The sequence below is a fragment of the Thiohalocapsa sp. ML1 genome, assembly GCF_001469165.1.
GTDB lineage: Bacteria > Pseudomonadota > Gammaproteobacteria > Chromatiales > Chromatiaceae > Thiohalocapsa.
On the sequence record NZ_JABX01000024.1, the window covers coordinates 1 to 18,296 of the forward strand.

Genomic DNA, 18,296 nt, shown 5'->3' on the forward strand with positions numbered 1-18,296 from the left:
ACAGCCGGGGCCGGAGAGCCGACCTCCAGGTCGGCTCCGCAGCCGGGGCCGGAGAGCCGACCTCCAGGTCGGCTCCGCAGCCGCGATACCAGTGCATCCCGCTATGTCCGTGTTGACCAGGAGGTCAACACTCCAGTCAACACTGCCGTGCACCGGCGGCAGAGCCGCCAATCCCGGTGCCGAGGCAGAGCCTCGGCACCAGTCAAAGCGCGGCAGCGAAGGACTTGCCAGTCCAGAGCCGGGCCGGAGCCGGGCCGGAGCCGGGCCGGAGCCGGGCCGGAGAGCCGACCTCCAGGTCGGCTCCGCAGCCGCGATACCAGTGCATCCCGCTATGTCCGTGTTGACCAGGAGGTCAACACTCCAGTCAACACTCCAGTCAACACTGCCGTGCACCGGCGGCAGAGCCGCCAATCCCGGTGCCGAGGCAGAGCCTCGGCACCAGTCGGAGGCTCACCCCGCCGACCTGCCCGCGGCCTGCACCAGCGCGCTGTCTTGGCCGTCCGCCTTGGGCCAAGCCGCCGGCAAATCCCGCTGCTCCATCACATCCACTCGAAACGGCAGATCGCTGTCCTCGAAATCCGCCCGCAGATGCGCAAGGGTCAGCTCCGGCAGCGGTGCTGCGCCCATTACAACCAAATCCAGGTCCGAATAGCGCCAAGCCCGACCCGTCAACCGCGAGCCGAAGGCGCGGACCTCCCGCTCCGGCACCCGCCGCGCCAACACCGCCCGCACCGTGGCGAGCTGCGCGGGTGTCAGGTCAAGCATCGGCGGCACCGCGGGCGGCGAGGCGCGCATGCAGCGCATGGGCATGCACCGCGAACTGCGGGATGACCGCGGCCACCTCCGCGGCCTTCGCCGCATCGTAGGTATGCGAAGTCATATTGCGCTTCTCCCGATACAGCATCCAGGCATCCACATCGTCCACCAACCCCTGCTCCGCCCCGGCCCGGATCAATTGCCGCCAGCTCAAGGCATCCAGCGCCTGAGCGTCGGGCAGATCCAACTGCAAGCGGCGCTTGAGCATCTTCCACGCCAGCTCGAACGTAAACTCGAAGCGCTGGATGCAGGCATCGCGCAGCTCCTCGTCTGTCGGCGCCGTCGACCAGCGGGCCAGGCCGCGGTCGAGGACGGCGAGGGCTTTGGCGAGGGGGGTGAGATCGAGCATGGGCCGGGTTCTCTATTGCTGTAAGCCTCTGCATTCACCGCGTGCCTTGGAGCCGAACACCCGAACATCGCGGAAACATCGCGGATACCGCGGCGCCGAGGCGCGGCAAGAATCGCTTGGCGGTTGGCTTCGACCAGTGAATGCATGGTGCGGCGTGCCCCTTATCACGATTCGAGTGCGAGGATTCTCCAATTCTTGCCGCCGATGTGCTCGACGGTGACCTTCGCTTTGAGGTCGCCCTGTTTGAGCTTCTTCAGCTTAGACTTGCTCAATTGATCCAGGATCGGCTGGGCGTCCGCCCCGGACACGAACGCGGTTTGGCCGTCGTGATAGGCATTGAGCGTCTTGGAGCCGGCTTCGAACTTCAGCGCAGCCGCCAGCCACTCGGCTTTGGTCGGCTTCTTGGTTCGGCCGCCGCCGGAGCCGACCGAGTAGGGCGCGAGTGTCAGCGCGGCCTGCTTTGCGTCCGTGAACTCGTTCGGGCCTCCCTTCTCCAGCATCATATGCTTCAGCTTGCCCGGGAAACGATCCCTATGTTCCGGGTTGGCCATCAACGTCAGATTACGGATCTGGGTGGTCTCCACCCAGTCAGCGTCAAGCGCTTCGTCCATGTAGGCACGGAACCTCGCCTCATACTCCGTCAGCATCATCGGCTCGGCCTTGGGGTTGTTCGGCATGACCTCTACATCGGCATCGCCGAAGTCGAGCCGTACTTGCCCGAAGCCGAAGGGCTTACCCATGCCTAGGCTGTGCAGCGCGCCGCCGCCGCCGAGCCGCAACGACCATAGGAGCGCACCAAGCTCTTCCGGTTGCAAGTTCTGGAAATGTACACGACCACTGAATAGACTGCCGCGGGCCACCGGCCGCAGATGCAGTTGGATCTTCGTATTACGCTGTTGGTCGGGACCGTTGGGCTGCTGCACTTCGATTTCAGGCGCCGGCCTCGTCGGGTAGCGCTTCCAGCCCCTGATCTTCGGTTCCGTAGAGTCCTGGGTCCTCAGGTAGGTTGCGTACTGCGGATTGTCCCCCGCCAACTTCCATCCCGGGCCTTTCGCGTCCTGCACGATGTAGTTCGGGAAATAGGTCGGCTTCGGGCTGCTCAGGATCGCCGCGGGCTGCGGGTCTTCTGTCACTTCGCCCACCGGCGTTGCGAGCTCGAACTGCACGCGCCCGCGTAGACCGTCCTGCGCGGTCTTGCCGACACGGCCGAACATCAGGGTCGCGAAGTCGGCGCAGCTCTCATCCAAGTGCTGTTTCTCGCTGTGGCCGATCATGTCGTGGATCGAGAAATCCCCGGCGAGCTTCGGCATAAACGCAAGGCCGATCTGCAAGCGGTCGCTGTCGTGAATGTAGAAGACCGGCACCGGCTGCTGACGCCAATAGCGCTCCTTCCAGAAGCCGGGCCAGGACATGTCTGGTTTGCCGTCCTCGTCGCCGTGGATGAACAGGAAGTCGCGCCATGCGTTCGGATCGGCGTGGTGCACCTCGAAGGCGTCGTCCGCGCGCGGCGAGTGGAAGATGAAGTCGTGGTGCTTGCCGCGGGTGACCTTGCCGCGGCGGTCCGGCCGCTCCATCGTGCTGTCGTTGATCTGGCCGGTGAGCACGGGAAAGCCCGAGCTGGCACCGATGCCGAGGCCGGACACGCTATCGCCGTGCCACTGGAACGGCACGCTGAACGGGTCAATGCCTCGCTTCTCGCAAAGGCGCGACCAAACCTGATACTTGTCGCGCACCGTGGTGCGCGCGTGGAATACCGGCTTCTTGGCACTCCACCACGTCTCGACGTCCCGATGGTTGAACCGCGCCATGTCGCAGGGCGTAATCACGGGCTCGCCGCCCGCGAGCTGCATCAACCCATATTGCACACGGTTGCGGACGCGCCCGGCGTAGGAGTCCGCGACGAAGCGCCCGGAGATGTCCCGCAGACCATAGCGCTTGTCGTCTACCTGTGCCATGCGCGAGAAGCTGGCGATCTCCAGCACGGCGCGAATCATGCCTTTGAGGCTGGAGCCGGGAATGGCGACCTCGCCCGCGGGTGTGCGGAAGAATGCGACGGTCGTGGACTCATCCGTATTCTTGGTCTGAACTCCGCCCACCAGCAGCGGCGACTCTGCGCACAGGGTGTAGCGGATGCTGCCGCTGACACCCTGCTCGAACGGCAGGTCGTGCGACACCAGCCCAGCCCATCTCGGCTGTACCACCTTCGTTGCCAGCGGAACGAAGTTGTAGGGCGAATCGATGGCCTGCACGGCCGGGGTTTGCGGAGGCATGAAGAAGGCTCCCTTGTTGTGTCCGTTTGACTCAGCGGTCGTCGCCGAAGCCGATGAAGCAGGCAGCGTGTATCTGTGCGCCGTGCATCGGGTCGATGCGCCAAAAACGCCGATAGCGTAGGTAGGCGCCGAGCGACACCTTGTGCGCGACCTGGGTGACGATGTCGCTCAGGTACGGCCCGCCGACACTCTGCCGATACTCGGTGACTTGCCAGCCGCCGGCGCCGTCGTAGCGGATATGCATCGACGCCCCATCCGTATTGCAGGCCTCGGCCGCAAGCAGCCAGCCGGTTTGATCGTCCATGTCCGGCACGCCGCGTTCATCGATGACCCGGTTGGCGGACTGGAACCCCACCCATCCCTGCGACGGCTTGAACGCCACGAGCCTTGCCCGTGCGGCCTCCGCGGAGTTGAGCGGCGGGGCCTCCGGGATGGCCAGATCGTAGGTCCGCGGCTCCATCGGCGGCAGTTTCGCCTGCTGTGATGCCGCTACCTTCCGGTACAGCTCCAGCAGTGCCTCCGGCTCGATATGACTCGCCATCACGCGGCCTCCTGTTGCTGCTTGCCATGGTCTGTGTCGCTCGCTTCGATCCAGGCGCCGCCGTCACTCCAGGTCAGGGAGCCGTCGCAGAAGCCGTGCCCTTTGCCGGCGCCGCCGCCGATGGCGACGCGCCCCTCGCAAAGATCGGCCAACGCGTCCCGCAAAGCCAAACGCGCGGCACTCGATACGCCGCGAGTGTCGATCATCAGATCCAGCTCCACGGCGCCCTTCCAGACCAGCTCCTCGCTGAACAGCATGTGCTCGCGCACGCCCCCAGTGAAGCGGTCGATGGCGTTGTGCATCATCAGCTTCAGTTCGTCCGAGCGCAGGTTGAGGTAGCCATCGTCGATGAATACGCGACCAGCGCGGCCTCGTTCTTCGCGGCTGCTCACGCGTTGCGCGTCCGCGGCTTCGCGATCATCACGGGCAAAGCCGAACAGGGTCTTTACCTCGTCGCAGTGGAGGGACTTGTCGTAGTCCGGATGCTCGTCAAGTACCTTGTGCGCCCAGTGGCCTGCCCGCCGGTTGGCATGAAAAGCCACCCGATGTGCCAGCAGCCCCTTCAGGCTGCTGCCCGGAATCAGCAGCTCGGCCGCCTTCGGCTTGCGAGCCTCCCAATCCCAGCGCGATTCGAGCTTGGGCAATAGGTCGGCCGGCTTCCCCTGGTCATCCATTTTGTGGTCTTGGCTGCCCTCCCCTTCGCCGATGCGCCAGAAACCGCGCGGCTCAAGCACGAGCTTCGCGCAAACGAGGTGTGCCAGCTCGGGAGCCGGCGGCGCGAAAGGCTCAAGACCGGTGAGATCTCCCAACCCACGGGGCAGATCGGCATACTGCTTGCGGCCTAGTTTCTCGCCCAAGCTCCAAGCACCGTGGTGGACCTGCACCACTTTGATCCGTCCGAGACCGGCGCGGGTGCCGCCGCCGAGCCGAAACAGGGGATGCACCAGGAGCCCGAGCACCTCCCGCCAATCCGGATCATCGGCCTGGTCGCTCCAAAGCGAGAGCTCGGCGCTGAAGCGATGACCCGCCGGCAGCACCACGCGGTCGAACTTGCCGGTATCCGCCGCCGCGCCGCGGTGACCGATGCGGACGCGGTCGCGGGTCTCGCGAGCAACCCCCTCCATCAAGGCCTTGAGCACCGGGTCCGCGAGACGCTGCTCACCATCCTTGCCCAGCAGCAGGCCCTCGACGGGCTGGCCGGTGGAGTCCTGTATTGCACCCCAGGACACGTGCAGCCGTGAAGCCTCGCCCTCGTCGGCGCGCTGGAAGCCGAAAAGCTTGTCCGTTGCGCCTTCGTCATCGCCGTGCAGCGTGCAGTACAAGTGCCGCAAGACGCCGGCGATGCTCGAACCCGGCAAGGCCGGAAGGCCATTGGCATCGCGCACAAGGCGCACATCGAACACGCCATCGGCACCGCCCGCCGCAATGGACAGCGGCGTGACCGTTTCCAGCGTCACGCGCGCCAAGTAAAACTGACTCAGCGCCGGGGTCATCGGCGGACCTCCTGTTTGATGGTGTGCATGACCTCGCGGGCCAGTCGCTGGACGAGCTCGGGTGCAGGACTCGGGCCAAGCACGCGAAGCATCCAGCAGGAAAATGAGCGCACTCGACTGTACCCCTCGTCCCAGTGCTCTTCCTTCCAGCCCGGCGCAGTCGGCTTGCAGGGTCCAGTCTGCTCGTTGAACAGCGCCATACCGAACTCCGCCGGCGGTCGCTTGGCAAGCGCAAGCACGGCGCCCCACTGGCTGTGCGACGGCCCGACCTCGGCACCTTCCGGCAGGCCCCGCAAGCGCCGAGCGGAGTGCAGCAGCGCCGGATACTCCTGCGCGATCCGGCGTGCCTGCGTTGCCGCAGCATCCCGCGTGTTCCCGCGCTCGATGCCGCGGTCCAGCCACTCGGCGAGGTCGGACTTGGTCGGGTGCTCCGGCGCGGCGGGCTCCGCGACGGGGGCCAAGGCATCCGTCGCCGGTTCCGTCGCGAGCCGAGGCGTCAGGTCTTGCGCGCTCCCGGGGTGGCCGAGCAGTGCCGGATTCAGCCAGACCCGCCCAAGCCCCGTTTCCCGATGCAGACCGAGCCCGGCGGCGAGCCGCTCGCGATGCGCGGGTGCCAGCGGCGTGCTCAGGTCGAACACCAGCAAGCTGCCCTGACAGAGCACCTGTCGCTCCAAGTCCGGCCCGCCGCGATGGGCGTTCCAAGGAGAGTAGCGACGCGCGCGGAGGAAGCTGTGCGAGAAGTCGAGGCGCCCGTCCGGCAGCCCGAGCCACTGCGGTGCCGGGCACAAGGTTGGCTGGCCATGCGGGTCGGACGCGGCCAAGTCCGACAACAACCAGAGCGCGATGCGCTCTGCGCCGTCGACCTGAGCTTGATCGCCCCAGGGCGCTGCGTGCAGTGTCCGCCGGGCCGCATCGGCGGGAAGGTCGCGCGTTTCCACGTCGACCAGCCCGTACTCCGCGCTGCGGGAACGCCCGAGCGGCGTTGTCCGCGGCAGCGCATCACGCAGCGCCGCGACCAGGTTGTCGTCGACGTCGTCGTCGATATCGACGCGCGCGACGAACCGCTGCCCCTCGCTCAACGCGTCGTAGCCGAACAGCGCGGCCTCCCGCGCGCGGCCCGTGTCGGGATTGATCGCGGTCTTCAGCCGCAGCGCACGCCCCGGAGACAGCACGCAACCGGTCTCCGTGACGAAGCCCGCCCGCAACTGTTCCGATTGGGTGTCTTGCTCAGCCGAGTCACGCGCCGGCTGGTGGTAGACATTGTCGACCCACAGCCGCCCCGCATCGGTCTGCCAATCTGCGCCCTTGTCCCTGTGCCAGCAGAAGGGCATCGGCCAACCGCGCTCGCCCCCAGTGCTGAGCGGCAGGCCGTTTCCGAAGCGCACCCGCCCGGAGTGGAACAGCAAGAACTTGTCTTGCAGCGACAGCGACTTGTCGGGATACAGCCGCGCCGCGAAGGCGCCCAGCAGGGCCGCGCCCGGCACATAGTCGAGCCCGCGATGCCCGCCTTCGGTGGCGCTGCGCTCGCTGAAAACGCAGTCCTCGCGCAGTGTCAACAACAGCTCGAAACCCTTCATGCCGTTTCCTCCAGCGTCAGCGTTGCGCGGCCGAGACCGCGGGAGCGGTGCGCCCCGACGGCGCGCACCAGCGGCAGCGCGGCCTGCAGCAGGTCGGGCCAACGCGACTCTAAGGTCCGGTAGCGCGCGGTGCCGACGAGATCGATGTCCGCGTACAGGGTCAGCGGCACCACCAACTCGATGCCGCGGAGCGTGTTCTCATCGGCGGTGCCGGTGGTGTGCTCGATTCGGGTGGAGAAGTGGCTGCGATACAGTCCGGCGATGAGGGCGTCGCGATGGTCTGCCCCCAGGATCGCAGCGGAATCCGTCGCCGGCAGCCGCGCATCCGAGAAGCGCAGCAGGCCGGGCCAGGTACGGCCGCTGTTTGCCGCGTCCTCGGCGTTCTCGTCCGGCTGGCCGTAAGGGCCGAATAGTTGATCGCAGACACAGGGCTCGCCCACCTCCGGGTAACCGCCGAAGCGCTCCCAACGGTGCACCGCGTCTCTGAGCAGGCCGCGAACGGTCCGCCCAGGCAGCCGCGGCAGGCCATCCGCGCCGCGATGGGTCAGGGCGTCCAATTGGCTGCCTTTGCCGCGGCCGGTGCCGGGGTGCCAATAGTCGTGGATGTCGATGCGTAGACGGTAGGACATTACTCGGACTCCTGTCGCTCGGCGGACATCGTCGAATCGGAACAGTTGCGCACGGACCGCAGGGTTTCCACGTCGCCGAGCGGCGAGCACCGGAGGCCATCCTCATTCGCCGCACCATAAGGCAGATCCTCCTGCGGTTCTGACCCCGTAAGGTTGCGGAGCAGATCCTGGAAGCGCTTGAACAGGACCGGATGTTCAGGGTGCTGGCGCCCCTCACGCATCAATTCCCGCCAACGCTTGTAGCGACTCGGCGCCTGGAGCGGATCATTGCCGATCATGCCAAGAAGCTCCCGGGTCGCGCCGCGGGACATCGCCGGGTTTGCGAGCAACCGCTGGAGCTCCACCAATTGGTGCAGAGAAGGCAACGGCGCTGCGATATCGACGGCATAGCATTCAAGCGTCTGACGCAGGCCGCCGAGCGTCAGATGGTCCTTCAATACGATATCCCAGCTATCCACGAGCGAGGCCGTCACGCGGTGGAACGCGAGTGTGCTCGGTACGATGGGCCGTTGGCTCGGGGGCTTGTCTTTCCAATCTTCCCGCGGCGGCAACGTGGCCTTGGCCTTCTTCTTCGCGTGCTTGCAAAGCTGTTCCGCGAGGTGATGGAGCATGTGGAACGGCTGGCTCGCCCGCGCGTAGGCAATGCCGGCGCAGGCAGTGAGCCGTGGTGGCAAATCCAGATCTTGCTGCTGCCGCAGCAGCTCGAATGCCTCTGCCGTCTCCTCCGCGAACGCGGCGACGAAATGCTCCGCAAAGGGCAGCGCCAAGTCGGCGCGCACGAGCATGGTCAGGTCATCGCCGCCGAGCACGACGGGCCGCGCCGGATACAGGCCGCCACTTGAGTCCGGCTTCAATACTGCGGCGGTTGCCCGTCGCGCCGCCTGCTCGGTCGCGCGCGAGACTGCTGCCGAGAACCCCTTGAAGATCGCGATGAAGCGCTGCGGCTGACGGTCCGCGACCTTGCCAAGGTCCATGAGCAGTTGGCCAAGACCGTTGCCGTCGGCATGCACCAGAGCAAGGGTTCGATCTTCCCCCAAGAAAGGAAATACCCGCGGGCGTCCGTCGTCTGCATCCTTCGCGTCCAGGTTGACGGGCCATTCGTCCTTGCCGGAGCCTTCCGCAAACCGATTCGGCAGCGCCTTGCCATCCCGGAAATCCTGCAGAAGCTTGCGTTCGGTGACCGCGTCGACCGGCTCCGGCGCTGCGTCCTTCTTGCTCGGGCTGTACGTCACGGCAACATCGCCGCTGCGCCGGTTGCGCACCGCCAACGGGCCACCCTGCGGCAGCCGCGCCATAAGCCGGTTGCGATCGGCCCGAAGATCCACCGTTTCGGGGTCGCAGTCATGGCGAGCCTTCCCCGTCGCCGCGTCGTAGGCGGCCTTCGGCGAATCACCCTCGCCCCGTGCCTGCACAAACTCCAGCTCCGGCGCGTACTTGGCCACCAGCAGCGGCCACAACGCTGCAAGCCGGTCGCGCGCAGCTTCGTCCGTCGTGAACACGAAGGCAGCGCCGCCGCCCTTGCGCGAGCACTCGAAGTCGCCGCCAACGGCCGCGAGCGCTGCATCAAAGAGTCCATCGTCGCCGGTCAGTGACTCAATCAGCTCACTGCCGCCGACGATCTCCTTGAGGCGATTGGTCGCCAGCAGGTAGCTCTGGATGGATTTGGCTTCAAACAAATAGCAGAAGTGCTTCATTGACTGTGTTCCATACGATGCGGTCTGTTTTTGAAGCGGCACCGGGAGTTGCGATGTCAAGCTGCGGAGGATCAAGTCATGCGCCGCGCGCTGTCTTCGCTGAAGAACGGTCGGTCAGCGGTCGCAATGGAGCCGAATGCGAGCGCCTCCGCCGGCAAGTTCAGCCGGTAGCGAGTGTGCGGCCGTTCCCCGCCGTCGTCGTCGATGAGGTAGGCGGCGGCGAGCTGCGGACCGAGCTGGGTGCGTAGGGCGCCGTTGACACGGGTCTTGAGCACCTGGAATTGATCCTCGTCCATGCCGTTGGCGTAGGTGCGCTCTTCGGCGCGGACGACGGTGCCGGAGTCCGGCCCGCTGATGCGGCGCAGCTCGTCGATGTACTGCGCGGTGAAGCCCTCGGTGTCGTGGCGCGCGGCGGCGAGCCGGTTGCCGAGGCGGCGGGCGAAGACGGCATAGAAGGCGAGGTTGGCCGGGCTCATCTCGACGACTTGGCCGCCGGCCTGGATGCGGCGGCCGCGCAGGTCGATGATCAGCTCCGGCGGCTGCTGGGCGCGCTGGGCGACGGCGATGGCTTGGGTGAAGCCGACGCGGCCCTGCAAGAGCGGCTGCGGCAGGCCTTCGCGCAGGCGCACGAACGGGATGTCCGCCAGGGTGACTTGAGCGTGGCGCGTGTCGGCGAGCTCGTTGTCCTTGAGCGTGATGACGCGCGAGTACTGGGTCGGGTAGAAGAAGTCCCAGCTCGACTCGAACGGCTCCGACACCAGCACGTGGCTAAGGCGGTCTTGCGAGCGGCCGAACAGGCTGAGCGCGTAGCCGGCGAAATAGCCCATGGTCTTGCGCCCGCCGGCCATGCTGACGTGCAGGGCGGAGTCGCGCTCAGAGGTGATGCGCCGGATGCGGTCGGTGAGATGGTCCGCGACGCACTCGTTGTCGGCGGCGGTGCGGATGTCGACCAGTGGGTTGCCGTCGCCATCGTGGACGATCTCGATGTGCCCAAGCTCAAAGGCGATGGGGGGCAGCCCGTAGTCGTCGAGCAGGCGCTGAAACCAGCCGCGCGACAGCAGGCTCAGCTCGGCGCGTTCCGCCCCCTTGGTCGTGGTGATCAGATGCACCTCGGTCGGCATAAAGCGGGGCTCGCCGCGCACCGCGAGCGCGTACAGGGTCTCGGTGACGATCTGCGGGGACAGGCCGGCGACGGCGAGGAGCACGCGGCGTGGGTAGTCGTGCGGGGCTTGGTGCTGGGGCGTCATGTCCTTGTCCTTGTCGAGGGGCTGTGGTCGCGCTGGGTCGGCGCTGCGCCGATGGGGGTTGAATCGGGGCGTCCGTGCCTTCCTGCTCCATGGCCGTCCCCGTCCGTTGGGGTCATCCGTGGGCCGGTGCCGATTCGCGGTGCAGTCTGCCTTCGCGCCTCTGCGCTGTCTGAAACTGCAAGGTTTCCGTTTTTGTCCGAGCGGCGCTGACGAGCATGGCCGTTGCCCTCACCCCGGCCTTCTCCCAGAGGGAGATTGCTGAGCGGGGCGTGCGTCGGCGGCGGTCTCGAGCACGCGGTAGCGGCCGAGCCCAAATGCCGTGTTCTTGCCGGCATGCACGAATTGGCCGAACCACAACAGCGGCCACACCGCGGGCAGCGCGGGTCCGGCGAGGGTCAGCTCGCCGAGCAGGCCGCCGAGCTGCATATCGGTGTCCTGGCGGTTCGAGAAGCGGGTCCAGTCGTACCAGCGCAGGTCGGGGGCGCTGATTTGCACGCCGGTCAGCGCGGCGCGGGCGTCGGTCCAGCGCGTGTCGGCCGGATCCGCCGGTGGGGCATAGAGGCGCTGCAACAGCGACGCGCGCTGGCCGAGGGCGCGCAGCAGGTCAGCGCCGGTGACGGCGGCGGCATCCAGATAACGGCCGCGGGCCTTGAGCCGCAGCGGCGTCTCCAGCACCAAGCGCGGGCGCGCGGGCACGGGTGGCAGCGCCGGCGTGTGGGTGGTGATGGGCAGGAGCGCATCGCCCGCGTAGATGCGGCTCCAGTCCGCGGCGCCGAGGGTCTGCTCTTGCAGCACCTCCGCGAGCGCAAAGCGCGCCCGCCCGCGGCCGAAACCGCGCGCACCGGCGCCCCGCAGCGCGTACACCAAGTGCGGCACGAAGCGCGTGGCGGCGCCGATGAGCGTGATGCCGAGGCCGAAGTCGCCGCCCGCGTGCAGCTCCTGCGGCTCGCCCGGCGCCGCCGGCTCCAGCACGTAGGGATGCGGCAGGGCGCTGTAGCGCGCGGCCAGCGCCGGGTCGGCCGGCGGCGACTCGAACAGCACGGCGTAGGCGCAGGTGGCGGTCAGCAGGCAGCCGGCACAGGTGGGCTGCCCGGTGACGCAGACGGCGCCGCGCAGCGCATGGCCGAGCACGCCATGCCACGCGGAACCCGTGTACCCGGGCAGGCACAGCGGCTCCGCCGCCTGAAACCGGAACTGGAGCCGGCACAGCGGCGGAAAGGCAGCAGCAGCGGGCGATGCGGCGGGAGCCGGGGCGGCCGCCGGGGCGGGCAAATGTGCGTCAGATGCAAGCATGGTCTGGCATTGCGGCCGTCTGGCCGTCCTGGTGGGCCGTGGCCGGCTGGACCGACCAATCAACGCTGGACACCAATAAACCATCCTTTTGTCGGCTTGCAAGCGTTGATCGTCGCGATGCGGAAAATTCCTACAAACCGCTCAGACTATTCGTACAAGCTGCCGGCCTCACGGCCGTTGTCCGTTGCCCTGAGCGTTATCCCGACCAGCGCCGCGGAGCCCGTGCATAGCCAAGGCTTCCGGCCCTGATTGCCTGAGGCCAGGATGGCCTGACTACCTGCGTCGCCAGGGCTTCCAGCCCCAATGGCGTCAGGCCAGGATGGCCTGACTACGCAGTCGGCCGCTGCCGTGGTCGGCGCTATGGTCAAGGCCCGACCGCGTTGTTACGACCGCGATCAGCGACGGAGCCCTTGCATTACACTGCGTCGCTGCGGGGCATCCCCCACGCCTGCGCATGCCCTCCAAAACACCGCCCAAACACCGCCCCGCCGCCATCGAAGGCCCATGACACCAGTCGATTTCGTCGCCAAGTGGCAGGCCGCGCAGCTCAAGGAGCGCTCGGCGGCGCAGGAGCACTTCACGGACCTGTGCCGCCTGCTCGGCGAGCCGACCCCGGCGGAGGCCGACCCCGACGGCGATTGGTTCTGCTTCGAGAAGGGCGCCGGCAAGGCCGGCGGCGGCGACGGCTGGGCCGATGTCTGGCGGCGCGGCTGCTTCGGCTGGGAATACAAGGGCAAGGGCAAGGACCTGCAGAAGGCCTTCAAGCAGCTCCAGCTCTACTCGCCGGCGCTGGAGTACCCGCCGCTCCTCATCGTCTCGGACATCGCAAGCATCGTCATTCACACCGCCTTCACCGGCACGGTGCCCGAGACCCACGTCCTGACCCTGGACGACCTGCTCGACGCCAACAAGCGCAAGCCGCTCATCTGGGCCTTCCGCGAGCCCGAGCGCCTGCGCCCCGGCACCACCACGCACCAGATCACCGTCGAGGCCGCCGGGCGCTTCGCGGAGCTCGCCACTGCGCTGCGCGCGCGCGGGCACGCGCCCGTCGCCGTCGCGCACTTTCTGCACCGGCTCCTGTTCTGCCTGTTCGCCGAGGATGTCGAGCTGCTACCGGGGCAGATGTTCAGCAAGCTGATGCAGGCCGGGCAACGCGCCCCGGCCGAGCTGCCGCATATGTTGCGCGAGCTGTTCGCCGCCATGGCTAACGGCGGGCGCTGCGCCTTCGAGGTCATCGACTGGTTCAACGGCGGGCTGTTCGACACCGACGACGTGCTGCCGCTCACACAAACCGACATCCGCACCCTGATCGGGCTCTCCAAGCTCGACTGGTCAGCCATTGAGCCCAGCATCTTCGGCACCCTGTTCGAGCGCGGCCTGGACCCGGACAAGCGCAGCCAGCTCGGCGCGCACTACACCGACCCGGGCTCCATCATGCGCATCGTCAACCCCGTCGTCGTCGAGCCGCTGCGCGATGCCTGGCACGCCACCAAGGCCGCCATGCAGGCCGACCGGGACAAGGCCGCGAAGGCCGCCGCGAAGTGGAGCGCCAAGCTCGCCCAGGCCGAGACCGCCTTCGACCCCGCCGCCGCCGCGGAGGCCATCACCGAGCGCAAAAAGGCCGAGAGCCGCGGCTTCAACCAGGCCGAGAAGCGCTACCGGGCGTTCCTGGACCGGCTCGCGGGCTTCCGCGTGCTCGACCCCGCCTGCGGCTCCGGCAACTTTCTGTACCTGGCCCTGCGCGCGCTGAAAGACCTTGAGCACGCCGTCATCCTGGAGGCCGAAGCCCTCGGCCTGCCGCGCCCCTTCCCGCGCGTCGGCCCCGAGGCCGTGCAGGGCATTGAGCTCAACCCCTACGCCGCCGAGCTGGCCCGGGTCACGGTCTGGATCGGCGAGATCCAATGGATGCTGTCGCACGGCTTCAACCTGAACCGAGAGCCGATTCTGAAACCGCTCGGCAACATCGAGAACCGCGACGCGGTATTGACCATCGACGCAGCCGGCAACCCCGCCGAGCCCGAGTGGCCCGCGGCTGATTCGATCATCGGCAATCCGCCGTTCTTGGGCGACAAGCGCATGCTCTCCGCGCTCGGCGACGACTACGTGACCCGGCTGCGGGCGCTGTATAAGGGCCGCGTGCCCGGCGGTGCGGACCTGGTGACCTATTGGTTCGAGAAGGCCCGCGCGCAGATCGAGACCGGCCGCGCCAAGCTCGCGGGTTTGGTTGCCACCAACAGCATTCGCGGCGGTGCCAACCGCAAGGTGTTGGAGCGGATCACCGAGACCGGCGCCATCTTCAATGCTTGGTCCGATGAGCCTTGGGTGAATGAGGGGGCGGCGGTGCGGGTGTCTTTGGTTGGGTTTGGCGGTTCAGAGAACGGAGGGCTCGCGCGACTGAATAACGCCAGCGTCACCCGAATCTTCCCTGACCTAACGTTTAGCGGCGATCCCGGTTTTGTCGGGGCCAATTCAGCAAAGGCGCTAGACAGCAATTCGGGCGTGGCGATTCAGGGACCGACTAAAGGCGGGGCGTTCGATGTGGCTGGGGACACGGCGCGAACATGGTTGTTGATGCCGAACCCAGACGGAAGATCAAACTCGGCCGTAGTCAAACCTTGGCGGAACGGGCTCGATCTGACACGACGGGAACAAGACCGCTGGATTGTCGATTTCGCTTCGTTATCACTTCATGAAGCTGCAAAGTTTGAGGCGCCGTTTGAGCACGTAAGAAAGCATGTTCTTCCGCATCGAATGAACGTTGCAAGAAAGCGGCGCCGGGACTACTGGTGGCAATTCAACGAAGTTGCACCCGGCTTGCGCGCAGCTTTGAGGCGCGTCGCGCGGTTCATCGCTACGCCGGAAGTCTCGAAACACAGAGTGTTCGTTTGGCTTCCGCCTAATGTCATTCCAGACAAGAACATCATCGTCATCGCGCTCGATACTGACGAAGCGCTCGGGATCTTGCACTGCCGCATACACGAAACATGGGCCTTGCGCACGGGCACGAGCCTTGAAGATCGGCCCCGATACACATCGAGCACGACATTCCGAGCATTCCCCTTCCCCGAAGGCCTGACCCCCAACCTCGACCCCGCCGACTACAGCAACCCGCACGCCCCCGCCATCGCCGAGGCCGCCCGCGCGCTCAACGACCTGCGCGAGCGCTGGCTGAACCCGCCGGAGCTGGTCAAGCGCATTCCCGAGGTTGTCCCGGGCTACCCGGACCGGATCCTTCCCGTTGACGAGGCCGCCGCCAAGGCGCTGAAAAAGCGCACCCTCACCAACCTCTACAACGCCCGCCCCGCCTGGCTCGACAACGCCCACAAGGCCCTCGACGCCGCCGTCGCCGCCGCCTACGGCTGGACCGACTACAGCCCCGACCTGCCCGACGACGAGATCCTGTCCCGCCTGCTGCGCCTGAACCTGGCGCGGTCGGCGGCTGAAGCCACCAAAGCCGAGGGCGACATCATCACCGGACGCCCCAAGGCCGACGCATGAGCAGAACCAATCTCTTCCTGACCGTGTAGCTCTCGTGCCGAGGCTCTGCCTCGGCACGCCTCTTCGCGTCTCTGCCGCCCCGCGCCGCGCGCCGTTCCCGCGCCCGAGCACACCTGGGCGCAGAGCGCCCGCGGACGCGCGACACCGCTGGAGCGGTGTCGCGAGAATGACCGCCGGCAACGGCCTGAGACGGCCTCGGGGCTTCAACACGCTTGGCGCAGCGCTTGTTCGACAACGACCACGATTACGACAACGACAGCGACAACGACAACGACAAGGGAGGCGGCGTAGCTCTCGTGCCGAGGCTCTGCCTCAGCACGCCTCTTCGCGGCTCTGCCGCCCCGCGCCGCGCGCCGTTCCCGCGCCCGAGCACACCTGGGCGCAGAGCGCCCGCGGACGCGCGACACCGCTGGAGCGGTGTCGCGAGAATGACCGCCGGCAACGGCTTGAAACGGCCTCGGGGCTTCAACACGCTTGCCGCAGCGCCCGTTCGACTACGACCACGACAACGATTACGACTACGACAACGGAGGCTGCGTAGCTCTCGGCTCAGCCCGTGCGCGTCCCCGGGACCGGAGGCTTGGGATCGTTCCTGCGCGCCTCAGCCCAGACGCTGACGCGGCCATCGGTGCACTTGACCTTGGAATCCCCGATCAACCGGTCATCGCCGGAGAATAGGGGCGAACGCTTGCGTGCGATCAGGGTCCGGATCAGCAGACCCGCCTGGGGATTGTCGACGAGAGGCTCAAGCAGTGGCTCCCTCTGTCGGTTGTGAAACTTCCTGATCCCGCTTCCAGCGTCCGAGCGCTCCCCAAACGTGAACGGCGCGGAATGCGCCGACCCGAACACTAGCCTACCCAGAGACAAAGGCAATCGACCTAAGTGTTGCCCGCTGCTGCCAAAGCTGGCGCAGAGTGTGCCGAGAGCGTGCCAAGGCGCGGCCGTGAACCGGAAGAAAAGACGCGAGATTTTGATTCTATGGAGCTGGCGGACGGATTCGAACCGACGACCTGCTGATTACAAATCAGCTGCTCTGCCAACTGAGCTACGCCAGCGAGGGGGAGGTTGCCCGCGGCTGGCGGACAACGAACCGCGGATTGTATGCCAGGCACGACGCGCTCTCAATGGCGCAACACCGATCGGCGGGGCTCAGGCGAAGGCGGCGAGCCCCTCTAGGACCAGCTCCGGGACCAGCTCCGGCGCCAGCTCGGCTGGCAGGTCGCAGGCGGCGGCGAGGCGTTCGGCGTCGCCGCCGGTGAGGATGAGCTTTGGGGCTGCGCCGGCATGGGCCGCAAGGCGGTGATGGAGGCGCTCCAGCAGCGCGGCGGGGGCCTGGATGCTGGCGGCGGCGATGGCTTGGCCTGTGTCTACGGCCCAGGGCAGGTTGGCGTCGGTGGGCTCGTGGCGCGGGATCTGGGTGCCGGCGAGCAGGCTCTCGCGCTGCATGCGGATGCCGGGGAGGATGAGCCCGCCCAGGTGGCGGCCATCGGCGAGGAGCGCGTCGAAGGTGACGGCGGTGCCGGCGTCCACGATAAGCGTCGACATGGGCTGCGCTGCGGCCTGCGCACGCCGGTGCGCGGCGATGAGGGCGAGGAAGCGGTCGACGCCGAGCTGGGCGGGGTCGGCGTAGGCGATGCGCATGCCGCAGGCCTCGGCGCGGGTGTGCAGCCAGCGCGGCGCGATGCCGAAGCGGGCGCGGCTGACCTGCGCGACGGCGTCGCGCACGGACTGCGGCCCGACGCCGGCGGCGAGCACGGCGTCGATGCGGTCAAGCTCATCCCAGACGGCGAGCAGGTCCAGCGGCAGCGCGCCACCGTGCAGCGCGGCGCCGAAGCCGGTGAGCGGCTGCCCCGCACCACGCCGAAGCGCCCATTTGATGCTGCTGTTGCCGGTGTCGACGAGGAGCTGCATTGGGGCGCCGCGTGGCTGCGTTGTGTGGGGGTCGGGACGGGATGGATGCCGACGCGCCGCGCTAGCGCGTGGCGCTGAGCCCGGCCGTGAGCCGCGGACCGCCATTGCGCAGCCAGTCGGCCAGCCGATTGGAGTCCGCCATCGGCGTCAGTTGCCCCTGCGCATTCAGCAGCACGACGTAGAGCCGACGGCCAGCGACGACGGTCTGCATGACCAGACAGCGGCCGGCCTCGTGAATGTAGCCGGTCTTGCTCAGCTCCACGTCCCAACGCGAGTCGCGCGTCAGCGGATTGGTGTTGCGGTATTGGAGCGAGCCGCGCTTGGTTTCGAGGTAGGGCTGGGCGGTGAACTCGCCGCTGGAGGTGACCTCGCGGATGAGCGGATATTGCGCCGCCGCGTGGATCATGCGCACCAGGTCCTCCGCGGTGGAGACGTTGCCGGCGTCGAGCCCGGAGGAGTCGGCGAAACGGCTGTCGCGCATGCCCAGCGCCTTGGCCTTTGCGTTCATGGCGTCGACGAAGGCGGGCGTGCCGTCGGCAAAAGTGGTGCGGCCAAGGGCGTGCGCGGCGCGGTTGTCGGACGACATGAGGGCCACACGCAACATGTCGCCGCGGGACAGCGTTGCCTCGTCGATGTAGAGTCGTGACCGGCTCCAGCGCATGCGGTCGCGGTCTTGCTCGGTGATCGTCACCGGGTCCTCCAGCGGCACGTCGGCATCGAGCACGACCATTGCGGTCATGAGCTTTGTGATGCTGGCGATGGGCCGGACCTCCGTGGCGTTGCGGCTGAAGAGCCGATTGCCGTTGTGATCGATGACCAGCGCGACGCCCGAACGGATGTCGGGCTGGCCGGCCACGGCAACGGCCATGGCGAACAGCATCCAGCACGCGGCGCCCGCGGCGGCGATGCGGCGTATCCTCGATTGCGAAACCATCTCAACTCTTCCCGCTAGCAGCCTGATTGGACGGGGCAAAGTGT

13 protein-coding genes and 1 tRNA gene are annotated in these 18,296 nt (G+C 67.4%); 1 reads left to right on the top strand and 13 read right to left on the bottom strand.

Annotated elements, in window-relative coordinates; genetic code table 11:
• Positions 1 to 450 precede the first annotated feature (450 nt).
• The 10 genes from ML01_RS15610 to cas6 all read right to left on the bottom strand — a co-directional run bounded on the left by ML01_RS15610 (position 451) and on the right by cas6 (position 11,909).
• Positions 451 to 765, bottom strand: a complete 315-nt coding sequence (locus ML01_RS15610) for a nucleotidyltransferase family protein (RefSeq protein ID WP_058556400.1) — start codon at positions 763 to 765, stop codon at positions 451 to 453.
• Complete coding sequence (locus tag ML01_RS15615) at positions 758 to 1,165, bottom strand: nucleotidyltransferase substrate binding protein (RefSeq protein ID WP_058556335.1); 408 nt, start codon at positions 1,163 to 1,165, stop codon at positions 758 to 760. Before ML01_RS15615 ends, ML01_RS15610 begins: the two co-directional genes overlap by 8 nt.
• Positions 1,166 to 1,329: 164 nt before the next feature.
• Positions 1,330 to 3,435 carry a TIGR03986 family CRISPR-associated RAMP protein gene (locus ML01_RS15620; RefSeq protein WP_082674336.1) on the bottom strand — a complete coding sequence of 702 codons (2,106 nt, stop codon included), beginning with the start codon at positions 3,433 to 3,435 and terminating at the stop codon, positions 1,330 to 1,332.
• A gap of 31 nt (positions 3,436 to 3,466) precedes the next feature.
• A complete protein-coding gene (locus ML01_RS15625) occupies positions 3,467 to 3,976 on the bottom strand; it encodes a hypothetical protein (RefSeq protein WP_058556337.1) in 510 nt (169 codons plus the stop codon).
• Positions 3,976 to 5,469, bottom strand: a complete 1,494-nt coding sequence (locus tag ML01_RS15630; protein ID WP_058556338.1) for an RAMP superfamily CRISPR-associated protein — start codon at positions 5,467 to 5,469, stop codon at positions 3,976 to 3,978. The genes ML01_RS15625 and ML01_RS15630 overlap by 1 nt, the downstream gene beginning before the upstream one ends.
• Entirely contained in the window at positions 5,466 to 7,046 is a 1,581-nt protein-coding gene (locus ML01_RS15635) for a hypothetical protein (protein ID WP_058556339.1), read from the bottom strand. The genes ML01_RS15630 and ML01_RS15635 overlap by 4 nt, the downstream gene beginning before the upstream one ends.
• The gene (locus tag ML01_RS15640) at positions 7,043 to 7,675 is read right to left on the bottom strand and encodes an RAMP superfamily CRISPR-associated protein (protein ID WP_058556340.1); all 633 of its coding nucleotides are present in this window, start codon (positions 7,673 to 7,675) and stop codon (positions 7,043 to 7,045) included. Before ML01_RS15640 ends, ML01_RS15635 begins: the two co-directional genes overlap by 4 nt.
• Complete coding sequence (locus ML01_RS15645; RefSeq protein WP_058556341.1) at positions 7,675 to 9,369, bottom strand: hypothetical protein; 1,695 nt, start codon at positions 9,367 to 9,369, stop codon at positions 7,675 to 7,677. The genes ML01_RS15640 and ML01_RS15645 overlap by 1 nt, the downstream gene beginning before the upstream one ends.
• 71 nt (positions 9,370 to 9,440) lie before the next feature.
• Positions 9,441 to 10,616, bottom strand: coding sequence for a CRISPR-associated ring nuclease Csm6 (csm6, locus tag ML01_RS15650; RefSeq protein ID WP_058556342.1), 1,176 nt, complete (start codon positions 10,614 to 10,616; stop codon positions 9,441 to 9,443).
• A gap of 228 nt (positions 10,617 to 10,844) precedes the next feature.
• Positions 10,845 to 11,909 (bottom strand): CRISPR system precrRNA processing endoribonuclease RAMP protein Cas6, encoded by a 1,065-nt coding sequence (gene cas6, locus ML01_RS15655; RefSeq protein WP_156427762.1) that lies wholly within the window; start codon positions 11,907 to 11,909, stop codon positions 10,845 to 10,847.
• Positions 11,910 to 12,413: 504 nt separating this feature from the next.
• On the opposite strand from cas6, the gene ML01_RS15660 reads away from it, so the two are divergent.
• On the top strand, positions 12,414 to 15,407 hold the full coding sequence (locus ML01_RS15660; protein ID WP_058556344.1) for a DNA methyltransferase: 2,994 nt from the start codon (positions 12,414 to 12,416) through the stop codon (positions 15,405 to 15,407).
• 979 nt (positions 15,408 to 16,386) lie between these two features.
• On the opposite strand, the gene ML01_RS15670 is transcribed toward ML01_RS15660, so the two are convergent.
• The 3 genes from ML01_RS15670 to ML01_RS15680 all read right to left on the bottom strand — a co-directional run bounded on the left by ML01_RS15670 (position 16,387) and on the right by ML01_RS15680 (position 18,252).
• Positions 16,387 to 16,462, bottom strand: a tRNA-Thr gene (locus tag ML01_RS15670).
• A 94-nt stretch (positions 16,463 to 16,556) separates the two neighbouring features.
• On the bottom strand, positions 16,557 to 17,318 hold the full coding sequence (locus ML01_RS15675) for a type III pantothenate kinase (RefSeq protein WP_058556346.1): 762 nt from the start codon (positions 17,316 to 17,318) through the stop codon (positions 16,557 to 16,559).
• 61 nt (positions 17,319 to 17,379) lie between these two features.
• Positions 17,380 to 18,252: a serine hydrolase gene (locus tag ML01_RS15680; protein WP_254045277.1), complete on the bottom strand. Its 873-nt coding sequence runs from the start codon at positions 18,250 to 18,252 to the stop codon at positions 17,380 to 17,382.
• Between the last annotated feature and the right edge of the window lie 44 nt (positions 18,253 to 18,296).